This is a genomic window from Mesorhizobium sp. M1A.F.Ca.IN.022.07.1.1 (assembly GCF_003997575.1).
Lineage (GTDB): Bacteria > Pseudomonadota > Alphaproteobacteria > Rhizobiales > Rhizobiaceae > Mesorhizobium.
In genome coordinates, this window is the sequence record NZ_RZST01000146.1 from 1 (window position 1) to 13,455 (window position 13,455).

Sequence of the window (13,455 nt, forward strand, 5' to 3'; positions counted from 1 at the left end):
GTTCATGACGGATACCGATCTGGTATCCCAAAACGGTATCCGGAACAACCCCGGACAACCAAGTAGGCATGACATGGCAGAAAACAGCACCCAGAGCGGCTACAATATCCATTGGCGACGCAATCTCGCCGTCTGCTTCGCCGGCTCGTTCAGCACGCTGATTGCCATGACGCTGCTGTTGCCGTTCCTGCCGCTTTATGTCGAACAGCTGGGTGCCGAAGGGCACGCGGCAATCGTGCAATGGTCAGGAGTTGCTTACGGTGCCACCTTCTTTGCGGCGGCGCTGGTCGCCCCTCTGTGGGGGCGGCTCGGCGACCGTTACGGCCGCAAGCTGATGCTGGTGCGCGCCTCGTTCGGCATGGCGATCTGCATGTCGCTGACCGGTATGGTCGAGAGCGTCTGGCAATTGGTGCTGCTGAGGCTCCTGATCGGCTTTGCCGGCGGCTACTCCTCGGGGTCGACGATATTGGTGGCCATGCAGACGCCAAAGGAGCGCTCCGGCTGGGCGCTCGGCGTGCTGTCGGCCGGTATCACGGCCGGCTCGCTTGTCGGACCGCTGCTTGGCGGCATGCTGCCGCCGGTGATCGGCATCCGCGCCACCTTCCTGTTGTCGGGCGCTGTCATCTTTCTCGCTTTTCTGGCCACGACTTTCCTGATCAAGGAAAACCCGCCGGCTCCCAAACCTGTCTCGTCGGCAAAGCCGAAGAGCGGCTGGGCACAGATTCCCGACAAGCGTCCGGTCGTCGCGATGCTGACGACCGGCATGCTGCTCGCCTTTGCAACCATGTCGATCGAGCCGATCATCACGGTCTATGTGCAGCAGCTCGTCGCGGACCAGAGCAAGGTGACGATGGTCGCGGGCGTGGTGATGTCGGCGGCCGCGCTTGGAACCATCCTGTCCTCGTCGTGGCTGGGCAAGCTTGCCGATCGGGTCGGCCACTGGAACGTGGTCGTCGGCGCGCTCGCCGTTTCGGCCCTGCTGCTTGTCCCGCAAGCTTTCGTCACCGACGGCTGGCAGCTGATCGGCTTGCGCTTCCTGATGGGGCTGGCGCTGGGCGGCCTCCTGCCCTGCATCACCAGCGTCATCCGTCACAACATCCCCGACGGCGTCGGCGGCAATGTGCTCGGACTATCGATCTCGGCGCAGTATGTCGGCCAGGTCGCGGGACCGCTCGCCGGCGGCTTCGTCGGCGGCCATTTCGGCATGCGGGCGGTGTTCTTGGGCACATCGGTGCTGATGGCGCTGGGGGCGGTCTATAACTGGATTGTCCAGACGCGGCGCGCACGGCATATGCTGCTCGAGGCCGGCGAATCCTGAGCCGCGCGCGATCGAAGACGGAGCATCGAAATGAGTCTTGCCGGGCAACCATCAGACGGCGGCAGCCGCATCCTCGTGCTGGCAGGCGGTCTCGTCGGCGCGGCAGGGGTGGCGCTGTCGGCGGCGGCCGCGCATCGCGGCGGCGCCTTCACCGGCACGGCCGCATCCTTCCTGCTGATGCATGCGCCGGTCTTCCTCGCCATCGGTCTTATCGGCGGCAGCCGGTATCTCAGGATCGCAAGCCTGGCGCTGCTTGTCGGCCTGCTGCTGTTCTCGGTCGATCTTCTCGCCCGGGATTTCCTCGGTTCGCGGCTGTTTCCGATGTCGGCGCCGATCGGCGGCACGCTGCTTATCGTCGGCTGGCTGGCGATTGCGATCTCGGCGCAGTGGCGCCCAGGGCCCTAGATCCGCCTTGCCATTGCTGAGGCTCGTCGGAAAATGGGCCGCGACTACCGCCCTCCCCGACGCAGCCGCCGCTTGCGCGACGCCGGCTCCGCCGCGCGCCGCCGTTCCGGCCGGTCGGTTGGCCGCGAGATGCCCCAGTAGTTGCGATAGATGTCCTCGAAGAGATGGCTGATGGGATGCATGACTTACTTCCTTGAATTGAATCGATCCAATAGACCGACGCGAAAAAGACGGCTGCTCAGGCGCGCTTGCGCTCCACGATGAAGCGGGGCTGACGCTTCCACGGGCCTGTCTTGCCGCGGCGCCGCTCACTCTGCTCGGCTGAAGCAATGCCCCAATCGTTGCGGTAGACGTCCTCGAACAAAAAGTTGACCGGATGCACGGCACCCTCCTTCTCGAATCTTGCTTCATGTCAAGAGACTTGGATCGATTCAAATCATAACCCCTGCACCGCCGTAGTCAAGCGAAAATTTGAATCGATCCAATGAAAGTAGTAGGTGGACCGTCAGACTTTCCGCGTCCATGTTCGACATGCGACCGGATTCGGAGAACAGACATGGCATCACTTATCGAAGGCCAGGCACGCCCCATCCGGCTGGCGGATATTGCCAAGGCGGCGGGCGTCTCGCATGGGACGGCCTCCAATGTCTTCAGTCGCCCGGAGGTCGTGCGCGCCGAGGTGCGCGAGCGGGTCAGGGCGGTGGCGGAGGCGATGGGTTACGCCGGGCCTGATCCGAAAGGCCGCCTGCTGCGCGCCGGCAAGGTCAATGCCATCGGCGTCGGCACGACCGAGCCCCTTTCCTACTTCTTCGAGGATCCCTTCGCCCGCGTCATGATGGCGGGCATTTCCGAGGCCTGCGACGCCACCGGCGCCGGGATCGCATTGGTTTCGGCGGCCAACCAGGAGAAGCTCGCCTGGAACATCCAGAGCGCGCTGGTCGACGGTTTCATCCTGTTCTGCATCGAAGGTGGCTCGCGTCTCGTCGAGCTGACGCGCGAACGCAGGCTGCCCTTCGTGGCGTTGGAGCTCGGCTTTCATGACGAGACGATCTCGGCGATCGGCGTCGACAACATCGCCGGCGGACGGCTCGCCGCGCGGCATCTTGCCGAACTCGGACATCGCCGTTTCGCCGTGCTGTCGCTTACTCTCGGTGATGACCGCACCGGCTTCGTCACACCCGAAATGGTCCGCTCGGCCGTCTACACGGGAACGCGCGACCGTCTGGCCGGCTATTTCGAGGAACTGTCCGGCTTCGGTGTCGACACGAAGAGCATCCCGGTCTTCGAGACCGAGAACGAGCAAAGGAGCACCTGGGCGGGGCTCGAAGCGATCTTTGCCGGCGGCGAGCGGCCGACCGCCATCCTGGCAATGTCGGACAGGATGGCCATGATCGCCATCGACTGGCTGACTGCGCGCGGTCTGAAAGTGCCGGAAGACGTTTCCGTTGTCGGCTTCGACGGCGTGCCCGACGGCGCGCTCTGCGACCCGCCGCTGACCACCATCGCGCAGCCGATCACCGAGATCGGCCGGCGGGCCGCGCGCATGATCCTCGACTATGACGGCGCCGTGCGGCGCGAGACGATGGGCGTTGAGCTCGTCGTCAGGGCCTCGACGGGCCCTGCTCCCATATCCTAGAACCACATCTCAATATCCGCCGACCCGCGCCGGCATGGGCGGCGCAGCGAACCCGGTGCGCGCCGGCTCCGCACGCGCCGGTTTGATGCGGGTCGGGCCGAGACCGGCGAGCCATTCGAGATAGAGCGCCAGTGCGAATTGCATGGCGATGCCGGCAGCGATCAGCAACGTGTCATAGGCGAGGCCGCCCGGATTGATCAGCTTGAGCACCTGAGCGGCCATGGCAATCAGCGTGCCGGCAACGAAGACGGGCAGCGAACGCTTGCCGAGGATCGCCAGCGGATTGTCGGGCTTGGCGCGGAAAAGGTTCGATACGGCCGGCAGGGCGACTACCAGATAGCTGACGGCCAAGATATGCAGCAGCCGCGGCAGCGACAGGAAGGTCTTGTCGAAGCCGCCGATCACCACCGGCAGATTGAACCAGGTGATCTGCCCCCAGAGTGGGCTGTGCACCCAGATCGCCGCGCCCACCACATAGACGCCGGCGAAACCCACCAGCCACCGGTTTACGGGGATGGTGCCGCCGCGCTTGATATGCAGCATGGCGGCAAGGCCGATGTTGAACAGAAACTGCCAGGACAGCGGGTTCAAGAACCAGAGACCCGGCTCGGGATAATTCGGCGGAGCGATCTGCCAGATGCCGGCGACCAGCCACAGCAGCCCGGACACGGTCAGTGCCGCCACGGGCCTGTAGCTGACGAACAGAACGAAGGCCGGCGCCGCCAGAAGCAGCGCCGCATAGACCGGCAGGATGTTGTTGTAGCCGAGCTGATGGCCGAGGGTGACGATGCCGAAAAGCACCTCCGGCGTGTCCTTCATCAGCGGCTCGATGTTGATCATCTTCAACAGCTCCGGGCGGTGGGCGAACACGGCCGTGGCGGAAAACAGGGCGATCACCAGCATGGTGATGACGATGTGGGTGACGTAGAGCACGCCGGCGCGCCGCCACATCTTGAGGGTCGCCAGCAGCCTGCCCCCCGGCTTGAACTTGGTGCCATAGGCGAGCGCCACCGAGATGCCGGAGATCAAAACGAAGGCCTCTGCCGCATCGGAAAAGCCGAGGTTCTTGTAGGTCAGGTTTTCGAAGACGGTACCCGGCACGTGGTCGACGAAAATGGTGAGCAAGGCGAGCGCGCGCAGCACATCGATACGCGTATCGCGTTGAGAAACGGGGATGGTCATCGACAAAAGGCCTCAGAGCTGGTGTTTCATGTCCAGCAATGCGACCCCCGACGCACCGCTTCGATTCCTCCCGTTCGGGAGTGTATCGGCGCAGAAACGGCCCGAAATGCGCCAGGTTCAATCAACTTTCGCGGAGCTTGAAAACATTCCGTTTTGAAGCCGGCAAATCAGCGAAATCACCGTAGAATCAAAAGGATCTGATCATGTCCGAACATGACAGCAAAAACAGCGAGCTGCAGCGTGATCTGCCCTTTTCCTATCGTCTGATCAGACCGGAAAATACGAGCGGCGAATGCCTTTTCGTGCTGCATGGATCGGGCGTGGACGAAGCGACACTTTTGCCGTTGGCGAGGCGGATCGCGCCGCGCGCGGTGGTTGTCGCAGCACGCGGCCGCATCCGCCAGGAGGACGGTTTTCGCTGGTTCGAACGAATCACGCCGACCAGCTTCGAGCAGTCGAGTATCCGCGCGGAGACGGCCGCTTTCGCCCAATTCGCGGTGGAAGCCGCACGGCTCCACGAGCTTGATCTCACCCGCGCGAGCTTCCTGGGTTACTCAAACGGCGCCAATCTGGTTTCCACGCTGATGCTGCTTCACCCGGGCCTCGTCAGGCAGGCGGCGCTGCTCAGGGCGATGCCGGTGCTCGACGATGCGCCGGCGACCGACCTTGCCGCAACGCGAGTGCTGATCATCGCCGGCGCGGCCGACCAGACCTACGGCCCGTTCGCGCCAGCCTTGGTAACGCTCTTCAGCCAGCGCCGTGCCGAGGTCGATGCGCGCATCGTCGCCTCCGGCCACGAGTTCGGCGACGCGGATGCCGCGATCGCCCGGCAGTGGCTTGCCGCGACCTCGACGCCGGCCGCCTGACGAGAGATAGACGCTGCTGCCGAGGCTAGCCCTGCCCCATCCGGTTCCAGGCATCCAGCCCGGCGATCTTGTAGGCTTCGGCCAGCGTCGGATAGTTGAAGGTGTTGTTGACGAAGAAGTCGACCGTGCCGCCGAGATTGATCACCGCCTGGCCGATATGGATGAGCTCGGTCGCACCCTCGCCGACGATATGGGCGCCGAGCAGGCGGCGCGTGTCGACCGAGAACAGGAGTTTCAGGAAACCTGAGTTGACGCCCATGATGTGGCCGCGCGAGGTTTCCCGGAAGCGCGCCACGCCGACCTCATAGGCGATCCCGCTCTCGCGCACCTGCTCCTCGGACTGGCCGACGGTGGAGATTTCCGGCACGGCGTAGATGCCGTAAGGAAACGTTTCCGGCGGCGGCGGCAGCGCCACGCCGAAGGCATGGCAGGCAGCCACCCTGCCCTGCTCCATCGAGGTCGAGGCCAGACTCGGAAAGCCGATGACGTCGCCGGTGGCATAGATATTGGGCGCGCTGGTCTGAAATGTCTGGGGATCGACCTTGATGCGGCCGCGGCTGTCGGCCTCGATGCCGACCATGTCGAGCCCGAGGCTGCCAAGATTGCCGCTGCGGCCTGCAGCGTAAAGCACGATTTCGGAGCGGATGGTGCGGCCGTCGGCAAGGGTCACTTCGGCATGATCGGGCTTCGAGGCGATTTCTTTTACCGTGCTGCCGAGGCGAATGGTCATGCCGCGGTCGCGCATCTGATGGATGAAGTCGTCGACGATTTCGCGATCGACGAAATCGAGGATGGTGTTGCGCGGCTCGACCAGCGTCACCGGCACGTCGAGCGCCGAAAAGATGGTCGCGTATTCGACGCCGATGACGCCGGCGCCGATGACGGTCAGCGTTCGCGGCAACCGGTTAAGTTCCAGCATCTCGTCGCTGTCGAAGACGCGCGTCTTGTCGAACGGCACGTCGCGCGGGCGGTGCGGCCTGGTGCCGACCGCGATCAGCGCATTGGCGAAACCGATCTCACTGTAGTCGCCATTGTCGGTGGTCAGGCTGACCTTGTTGGCGCCGATGAACTTGGCCGTGGCCCGCGCGCTTTTGACCGCGTTGCGCATGAACTGATGCTGCAGCACCTCGACTTCGTGATCGAGCGTCTTGTGCAGGCGCTCGACGAGGTCGCTGACCGAAATATCCTGCTTGACCCGGTAGCCGCGCCCGTAGAAGCCGCGCTCGCGCCAGCCGGAGAGATTGAGCACGGTTTCGCGCAGCGTCTTGGATGGAATGGTGCCGGTGTGCACGGAGACGCCGCCGAGACGCCGGCCCCTATCGACGACCAAAACCGACTTGCCGAGCTTGGCCGACTGCACCGCGGCGCGGCGCCCGGAGGGGCCGCTGCCGATGACCAGCATGTCGTAGTCCATATTCCCCATCCCCTCGGCGTCTTGTTGCGCCGCAGCAGGCTAACGCGATCCGCGCCATGAATTCAATCGCCGCAGCGCCGCTCGCCACAGCCTGCCGCGCGGGCGTCACGAGCAGTCCATCTTGATTCCGCCACCGGCTTTCACCATTTCAGTGGCGAATGGCCGAGACTTATTTCCGGCCTGTTGCGAGGCATGACACATGAACACGCGCGTGCTGGACGGCGAGATTATCACCACAAGGCTCGAGGATACACGCGTCTACCGCGGCGTGCGCACCAGGCGCATCTTCGCCTTCATCCTCGACTATTTCTTCGTGGCGCTGCTCACCATCCCCTTCGCCATATTGGTCGCCCTACTCGGGCTTTTGACCTTCGGCCTGGGCTGGGCCCTGTTCTCCGTCCTGCTTCCGGCGGTTGCCATCCTCTACATCTGGAACACGCTGGGCAGCCGCGACCAGGCCACAACCGGCATGAAGATCATGGGCATCCGGCTTGAGAGGCTCGACGGCGCGCGCATCGACGGCCTGACCGCCGTCGTGCATTCGGTGCTGTTCTGGGCCGGCAACGTCATCCTGACGCCGCTGGTGCTGCTGGTCACGCTGTTTTCCGATCGCAAGCGCACGCTGCACGACCTGCTTCTCGGCACCGTCGTCACCCGCACCGATAGCTGACGCTATGTGCGGCCGCCGTCGCCGCGCCGGTTGTGCTAGATATGAACAGCTTGGGCCGGCCGCGACAGCACAATCCTGTTGAATTTTTCGCCGGCCGGGCCAAAGGTAGGGCTATTCGCAGGAGCGTGTCCAAGAATCGATGACGCAGCATCCGACCCAGTCGCCGCAGTTCTTCCTGACCGCGCCGTCCCCGTGCCCCTATCTGGAGGGCCAGTTCGAGCGCAAGGTGTTCACGCACCTTGTCGGCGACAAGGCGCCCGAGATGAACGATCTGCTCACTCAAGGCGGCTTCCGGCGTTCCCAGAACATCGCCTACCGGCCGGCCTGCGAATCCTGCCGCGCCTGCGTGTCGGTGCGCATCCTGGCGCAGGAGTTCACCGCCAGCCGCAACATGCGCCGCGTCACTCAGCGCAATGCCGACCTCATCGGCGCCATGCACGACGCGCAGCCTTCCACCGAACAATATTCGCTGTTTCGCGCCTATCTCGACGCGCGCCATCGCCGCGGCGGGATGTCCGACATGACAGTGCTCGACTATGCGATGATGGTCGAGGACACGCATGTCGACACCAAGATCATCGAATACCGGCGCCGCGGCCCCGACACCTTCATCACCGGCAAGGGCCAGGGTGAATTGATTGCCGTAGCGCTGACCGACAAGATGGCCGACGGCTTGTCGATGGTCTATTCCTACTTCAATCCCGATTTCGAGGACCGCTCGCTCGGCACCTTCATGATCCTCGATCACATCGCCCGCGCCAAGGCGATGGGACTGCCCCACGTCTATCTCGGCTACTGGGTCAACGGCTCGCGCAAGATGAGCTATAAGATGCGGTTCATGCCGCAGGAGCATCTCGGTCCGAAAGGCTGGGAACGCTACGATCACGAAGCGGTCAGTCGCTGACCTTTTTTCCAAAGCCCGTTCTTAAACTGTTTCAAGGGGCAGGAAGCTGGTGTTTCCGCCACTCGCTGGAAGCGTGCGCCATCGAGCCAGCCGCCGCCTGCAAATCATTGCGAGACCAATCATGTCTTCCCACCACGACCATCAGAAAGGCCTGCTGATCACCGCCATCGGCGGCCTGGTGCTCACCTTCGACATTCCCCTGATCCGGCTCGCGGATGGCAGCCCGTGGACCATCATGGCGCTGCGGACCGGGACAACGCTTGTCGCCACCCTGTTGATTTGGGTCGTCTGGCGCGCGGTGCGCGGCAAAGTGCCGAAGCTCATCCCCGGCTGGTCGGGCCTGGCGGCGGCGATCTGCTACGGCCTGACTTCGATCACCTTCGTCACCGCCGTCTATCATACCTCGACCGCCGACCTCGTCTTCATCCTGGCCTTCAACACCGTCTTCGCGGCGCTGCTCTCCTGGCTGTTCCTCAGAGAACGACCGCGGCTGAGCACCGTGATCGCAATGCTGGCGATGATCGTCGGCGTGCTGATCATCGTCGGCGGTTCGGTCGGCACCGGAAAACTGTTCGGCGATTTCATGGCGCTCTGCTCGGCTTTCTTCGTCGCACTCGCCATCACCATCTCGCGCGCCAGCGGCAAGGACATGGGCTTCACCGCGCTGGTCGGCGTCGTCTTTCCGCTGGCGCTCGCCGCATTCATGGTCTCGGGTGAAGGACTGCACGTCAACGCGCCGTGGTGGATCATCTTCAACGGCGCGGTGATCATGCCGATCTCGTTCTTCTGTCTCGCCGCCGGCCCGAAATATATTTCAGGGCCGGAGGTGGCGATGTTCTACGTTCTGGAGACGGTGCTCGCGCCTGTCTGGGTCTGGCTGGTCTTTGCCGAGGCTCCGACACGAAACAGCCTGATCGGCGGCGCGATCCTGATCGTGGCGCTGGTAGCCCACTCGCTCTGGCAATTGCACGAAGGCCGCAGGCGCCGCGAAGCCCTCGCCGTCGCCTACCCGGCCTGAATTTTCCTGGTCTCAGGCGCCGTCTCGATCCGTGGCGGCCCGTTCCCTTCTTCAGCGGCAGGTGGAAGCTCATCCATCAGCTCGACCTCGCGCAGCCATTCGCGCCAGATGGCGACGAGCAGCGCCATCAGTACAGGGCCTATGAAGAGGCCGAGGAAGCCCATCGTCTTGACGCCGCCGATCAGGCCGAAAAAGGTCGGCAGGAAAGGCAGCTTGATCGGCCCGCCGACCAGCTTCGGGCGCAGCGTCTTGTCGACGATGAAAAGCTCGACCGCGCCCCAGACGAACAGCGCAAGGCCCGCAAACAACTTGCCGCTGGCGGCGAGGTAGATCGACACCAGCGTGAAGGAGAGCGGCGCGCCGCCCGGGATCAGCGCCATGATGCCGGTAAGCGCCCCGAGCGTGACCGGCGACGGCACGCCGGCCAGCCAATAGGCGACGCCCAGCACCACGCCCTCGCCAATGGCGATGACGGTCATGCCGGTGACGGTCGATGAAATGGTGGCCGGAACGACGCGCGAGATGCGCTCCCAGCGCGTCGGCAAGATGCGCTCGCCGAGGCGATCGACCTGCGCCGCGAAGCCCTCGCCGTCGCGATAGGCAAAGAACAGCGCGATCAGCATGAAAAGCAGCGTGAGCAGCAGGCCGAAGGCGCTGCCGCCGGCGGCCAGCGCGCCGCGATAGATGGTGCCGATGTTGGAGCCGCTGACCATCTGGATCAATTCGCCGATGCCGCCGGGATGGCCGAGATTGGCCATCCACTGCTGGTTCAGCCATTCGCCGACGACCGGCATGGTGGCGATCCATTGCGGCGTGGCAGAGCCGTGGCGGTTGGTCTCGATCGCCCACACCACCCACTCGCGAAGCTCGTTGATGGCGTAAGTGCCGGCGAGCGCTATCGGCACCACCAGGAAGGTCAGGATGAACAGGATCGCGAGGGTCGCGGCGATCGTGCGGTTGCCGCCCACCCCGGCGAGCAGCCGGCGGTAGAGCGGCCAGCTGGCGAAGGCAATGACGAGCGCCGCCAGCACCGGGAACAGGAAGCCGTGAAAGAAATAGACGCCGGCGGCGACGATCAGCACCAGGAGCCAGCGCGCCGCCGACAGCGGCGGGATGACGGCAGCCCTCAGCGGCGCCGACAGACCGAACAGGCGCTGCCCTGGTTTCTGGATCTCAGCCCGCTTCAACGCGGCGGTTCTCCCCTGCCAGCTCCGATGGTTGCTTATGCACCATCATAGTGCAGCAATCGTGACGATAGTCCAAATGTTTGCGCCTAGCCTCCTCCTCTGTGAGAGATGGTGGATCGGCGCGTAGCGCCGAGACGGATAAGGGGTGATCCAGCGGAGTGTGAGATGTCTGTGTCCCCTGGAACACCTTCATCCGTCGCCTTCGGCGACACATTTCCCACAGGGGAGAAGGGGAGCCTCGCTACCCGAACTTGCCCGTCCTCGGGAAACCCTTCGGCACCATGCGACCGGCGGCTGCGCGGGCGCCGATCCACTCGGCCAATTCCTCGCGCGACTTGGTGAAGGTGCGGTCGGCCGAATCCTGCCAGGTCAGCCCCGCTGCAATCGTGAAGGTCTTAAGGTCCAGCACGCCGCCGTCCTTGTATTTCTGCAGGCGCACACCCTTGCCTCGCGCCATTTCCGGGATTTCGGACAGCGGGAAGATCAGCATCTTGCGATTCTCGCCGACAATGGCGAGATGGTCGCCGGCAACCGGAATGCAGCGTTTGGCCTCGTCCGGCGCCTTGACGTTCATCACCTGCTTGCCCTTGCGGGTGTTGGCGATCACCTCTTCCTCGGAGACGACGAAGCCGTTGGCGTCGTATGAGACCAGAAGCAGCCTGCGCTTCGGGTCGTGCACAAAGGCGGTGACGATGTCCTGGTCGTTTTCCATGTCGACGATGATGCGGATCGGCTCGCCATGGCCGCGCCCGCCCGGCAGCCGGTCGGCGCCGATGGTGTAGAACTTGCCGCCGGTGGTGAAGACCAGGATCTTGTCGGTCGTCTGCGCGTGGAAGGCGAGCTTCAGGCTGTCGCCTTCCTTGAAGGCAAGCTGCGAATAGTCGGTCAGGTGACCCTTCATCGCGCGGAGCCAGCCCTTTTCCGAAACCACGACGGTGACAGGCTCGCGCTCGATCATGGCGTGCGCGATATCGGTGAGGTCATGCTCGGGCGCGTCGGCGAACTGGGTGCGGCGTTTGCCGAGCTCGGTCTCCGGACCGAACTTCTTACGAACCTCAGCGACTTCCCACTTGATCGTCGCCCATTGCTTGGCGTCGGAGGCAAGCAATGCCTCGATCTGCTTCTTCTCCTCGGTAAGGCCGTCGAACTCCTTGCGGATTTCGATCTCTTCCAGCTTGCGCAGGGCGCGCAGCCGCATGTTCAGGATGGCTTCGGCCTGATTGTCGGTGAGCGACCAGCGGGCCATCATCACCTGCTTGGGCTCGTCCTCCTCGCGGATGATCCTGATCACCTCGTCGATGTTCAAATAGGCGATCAGATAGCCGGCCAGGATTTCCAGCCGCTTCTCGATCTCGCCCAGCCGATATCTCGAGCGGCGGATCAGCACGTCGCGGCGGTGATCGAGCCATTCCTTCAGCACGCCCTTCAGCGACAGGACGTTCGGCACCTTGCCGCGCGACAGCACGTTCATGTTGAGCGGGAAGCGGCTTTCGAGCTCCGTCAGCTTGAACAGCGATTCCATCAGGATGCCTGGATCGACGCTGCGGCTCTTCGGCACCAGCACGATACGGATATCCTCGGCGCTTTCGTCGCGGACGTCCTCGAGCAGCGGCAGCTTGCGCGCCATCAGGAGCTCGGCGATCTTCTCGATCAGCCTGGCCTTCTGGACGCCATAGGGGATCTCCGTGACGACGATGCTCCAGGTGCCCCTGCCCTGGTCCTCCTGGCTCCATCTGGAGCGCACGCGGAAACCGCCGCGGCCGCTCTCATAGGCTTCGAGGATCGAGGCGCGGCTATCGACGATGATGCCGCCGGTCGGGAAATCCGGCCCTTGGACGAAATCCATCAGCTTCGCCACCGGCGCGTCCGGATGCTCGATCAGATGAAGTGCCGCGTCGCAAAGCTCGGCGGCGTTGTGCGGCGGGATCGAGGTCGCCATGCCGACCGCAATCCCGGACGAGCCGTTGGCGAGCAGGTTCGGGAAGGCGCCGGGAAGAACGGAGGGTTCCTCGTCCTCCTCATTATAGGTCGGCCGGAAGTCGACGGCGTCCTCGGTGATGCCGGCAAGCAGCTCGGTCGCCACCTCCGTCATGCGCGCCTCGGTGTAGCGCATGGCGGCGGCGTTATCGCCGTCGATATTGCCGAAATTGCCCTGCCCGTCGACCAGCGGGTAGCGCATCGAGAATTCCTGCGCGAGCCGCACCAGCGCGTCGTAGATCGACTGGTCGCCATGCGGATGGAACTTACCCATCACCTCGCCGACGATGCGGGCGCATTTGGCGAAGCCCTGATCCGGGTTGAGCCGCAAGAGCCGCATGGCATGCATGATGCGGCGATGGACCGGCTTCAGTCCGTCCCGCACATCCGGCAGCGCCCGGTGCATGATGGTCGACAGCGCATAGGCGAGATAGCGCTTCTCGAGCGCTTCCTTCAGATCGACCGGTTCGATGTTGTCGCCGCCGCCACTGTCTTCAGGCGGCAAATGCCTTTTGCCCATGGATTTGGACTAGCCGAGCGGGTGATTCGCGGCAAGCGCCGGGTTGGCAGTCGGCGGATTCGTCGCAAATGGCGACGTGAAGGATTTCACGGAAGCGGCAAGTTGAACATTCCAGTTTGCCCATTCTGCAACCGGCCCCGGCAGCAAGCGGGCTAACCGGCCAACATCAATCTGTTACATGCGCCCTCTATCTGGGCAGGCAACGCGCCGGCGCAGGAGAGCCGCGGTCTTCATGACAAATTCACCGCATCATGCAAAGCGTGCCGGCCGGGTTTGCTTTTCATCGCCGTTTTCGACAAATGTGCCGGGAAACGCCTTGTTCCCGACCCGTTCGTCGCGGAATGGTGATGGAGTAGAA

Annotated in this window: 13 protein-coding genes; 7 read left to right on the forward strand and 6 right to left on the reverse strand. The window is 63.9% G+C overall.

The window, feature by feature from the left end; all coding sequences use genetic code 11:
- Window positions 1–73: 73 nt before the first annotated feature.
- Both EOA75_RS17425 and EOA75_RS17430 read left to right on the forward strand, forming a co-directional pair.
- Window positions 74–1,318 carry a multidrug efflux MFS transporter gene (locus EOA75_RS17425; RefSeq protein WP_095824747.1) on the forward strand — a complete coding sequence of 415 codons (1,245 nt, stop codon included), beginning with the start codon at window positions 74–76 and terminating at the stop codon, window positions 1,316–1,318.
- Window positions 1,319–1,348: 30 nt separating this feature from the next.
- Window positions 1,349–1,723, forward strand: coding sequence for a DUF423 domain-containing protein (locus EOA75_RS17430; RefSeq protein WP_095824748.1), 375 nt, complete (start codon window positions 1,349–1,351; stop codon window positions 1,721–1,723).
- 44 nt (window positions 1,724–1,767) lie between these two features.
- On the opposite strand, the gene EOA75_RS34075 is transcribed toward EOA75_RS17430, so the two are convergent.
- Both EOA75_RS34075 and EOA75_RS34080 read right to left on the reverse strand, forming a co-directional pair.
- Window positions 1,768–1,905: a hypothetical protein gene (locus EOA75_RS34075; RefSeq protein ID WP_095801262.1), complete on the reverse strand. Its 138-nt coding sequence runs from the start codon at window positions 1,903–1,905 to the stop codon at window positions 1,768–1,770.
- Window positions 1,906–1,961: 56 nt separating this feature from the next.
- A complete protein-coding gene (locus EOA75_RS34080) occupies window positions 1,962–2,105 on the reverse strand; it encodes a hypothetical protein (RefSeq protein ID WP_082954112.1) in 144 nt (47 codons plus the stop codon).
- A 174-nt stretch (window positions 2,106–2,279) separates the two neighbouring features.
- On the opposite strand from EOA75_RS34080, the gene EOA75_RS17435 reads away from it, so the two are divergent.
- Complete coding sequence (locus EOA75_RS17435) at window positions 2,280–3,359, forward strand: substrate-binding domain-containing protein (RefSeq protein ID WP_067000691.1); 1,080 nt, start codon at window positions 2,280–2,282, stop codon at window positions 3,357–3,359.
- Between the two features lie 9 nt (window positions 3,360–3,368).
- On the opposite strand, the gene opgC is transcribed toward EOA75_RS17435, so the two are convergent.
- Window positions 3,369–4,541 carry an OpgC domain-containing protein gene (gene opgC / locus EOA75_RS17440; protein ID WP_067330202.1) on the reverse strand — a complete coding sequence of 391 codons (1,173 nt, stop codon included), beginning with the start codon at window positions 4,539–4,541 and terminating at the stop codon, window positions 3,369–3,371.
- Window positions 4,542–4,744: 203 nt separating this feature from the next.
- On the opposite strand from opgC, the gene EOA75_RS17445 reads away from it, so the two are divergent.
- Complete coding sequence (locus tag EOA75_RS17445) at window positions 4,745–5,407, forward strand: alpha/beta hydrolase (RefSeq protein WP_127324737.1); 663 nt, start codon at window positions 4,745–4,747, stop codon at window positions 5,405–5,407.
- 25 nt (window positions 5,408–5,432) lie between these two features.
- Here the strand turns inward: EOA75_RS17445 and sthA are convergent, their stop codons facing one another.
- A complete protein-coding gene (gene sthA / locus EOA75_RS17450; protein WP_127216644.1) occupies window positions 5,433–6,821 on the reverse strand; it encodes a Si-specific NAD(P)(+) transhydrogenase in 1,389 nt (462 codons plus the stop codon).
- A 199-nt stretch (window positions 6,822–7,020) separates the two neighbouring features.
- Here sthA and EOA75_RS17455 point away from each other — a divergent pair, with 199 nt between their 5' ends.
- The 3 genes from EOA75_RS17455 to EOA75_RS17465 all read left to right on the forward strand — a co-directional run bounded on the left by EOA75_RS17455 (window position 7,021) and on the right by EOA75_RS17465 (window position 9,413).
- Window positions 7,021–7,491 (forward strand): RDD family protein, encoded by a 471-nt coding sequence (locus EOA75_RS17455; protein ID WP_127324738.1) that lies wholly within the window; start codon window positions 7,021–7,023, stop codon window positions 7,489–7,491.
- A gap of 139 nt (window positions 7,492–7,630) precedes the next feature.
- On the forward strand, window positions 7,631–8,395 hold the full coding sequence (locus tag EOA75_RS17460) for an arginyltransferase (RefSeq protein ID WP_067000678.1): 765 nt from the start codon (window positions 7,631–7,633) through the stop codon (window positions 8,393–8,395).
- A 121-nt stretch (window positions 8,396–8,516) separates the two neighbouring features.
- Window positions 8,517–9,413, forward strand: coding sequence for a DMT family transporter (locus EOA75_RS17465; protein WP_127324739.1), 897 nt, complete (start codon window positions 8,517–8,519; stop codon window positions 9,411–9,413).
- Here the strand turns inward: EOA75_RS17465 and EOA75_RS17470 are convergent.
- Together EOA75_RS17470 and parC are read right to left on the reverse strand one after the other, a co-directional pair.
- Entirely contained in the window at window positions 9,401–10,600 is a 1,200-nt protein-coding gene (locus tag EOA75_RS17470) for an AI-2E family transporter (protein ID WP_127216641.1), read from the reverse strand. The genes EOA75_RS17465 and EOA75_RS17470 overlap by 13 nt on opposite strands.
- 241 nt (window positions 10,601–10,841) lie before the next feature.
- A complete protein-coding gene (parC, locus tag EOA75_RS17475) occupies window positions 10,842–13,097 on the reverse strand; it encodes a DNA topoisomerase IV subunit A (RefSeq protein WP_095824753.1) in 2,256 nt (751 codons plus the stop codon).
- Window positions 13,098–13,455: the final 358 nt, after the last annotated feature.

Coding starts and splice junctions, on each gene's coding strand:
- EOA75_RS17425 (WP_095824747.1), top strand. CDS start 74: ATGGCAGAAAACAGCACCCAGAGCGGCTACAATATCCATTGGCGACGC.
- EOA75_RS17430 (WP_095824748.1), top strand. CDS start 1,349: ATGAGTCTTGCCGGGCAACCATCAGACGGCGGCAGCCGCATCCTCGTG.
- EOA75_RS34075 (WP_095801262.1), bottom strand. CDS start 1,905: ATGCATCCCATCAGCCATCTCTTCGAGGACATCTATCGCAACTACTGG.
- EOA75_RS17435 (WP_067000691.1), top strand. CDS start 2,280: ATGGCATCACTTATCGAAGGCCAGGCACGCCCCATCCGGCTGGCGGAT.
- opgC (WP_067330202.1), bottom strand. CDS start 4,541: ATGACCATCCCCGTTTCTCAACGCGATACGCGTATCGATGTGCTGCGC.
- EOA75_RS17445 (WP_127324737.1), top strand. CDS start 4,745: ATGTCCGAACATGACAGCAAAAACAGCGAGCTGCAGCGTGATCTGCCC.
- sthA (WP_127216644.1), bottom strand. CDS start 6,821: ATGGACTACGACATGCTGGTCATCGGCAGCGGCCCCTCCGGGCGCCGC.
- EOA75_RS17455 (WP_127324738.1), top strand. CDS start 7,021: ATGAACACGCGCGTGCTGGACGGCGAGATTATCACCACAAGGCTCGAG.
- EOA75_RS17460 (WP_067000678.1), top strand. CDS start 7,631: ATGACGCAGCATCCGACCCAGTCGCCGCAGTTCTTCCTGACCGCGCCG.
- EOA75_RS17465 (WP_127324739.1), top strand. CDS start 8,517: ATGTCTTCCCACCACGACCATCAGAAAGGCCTGCTGATCACCGCCATC.
- parC (WP_095824753.1), bottom strand. CDS start 13,097: ATGGGCAAAAGGCATTTGCCGCCTGAAGACAGTGGCGGCGGCGACAAC.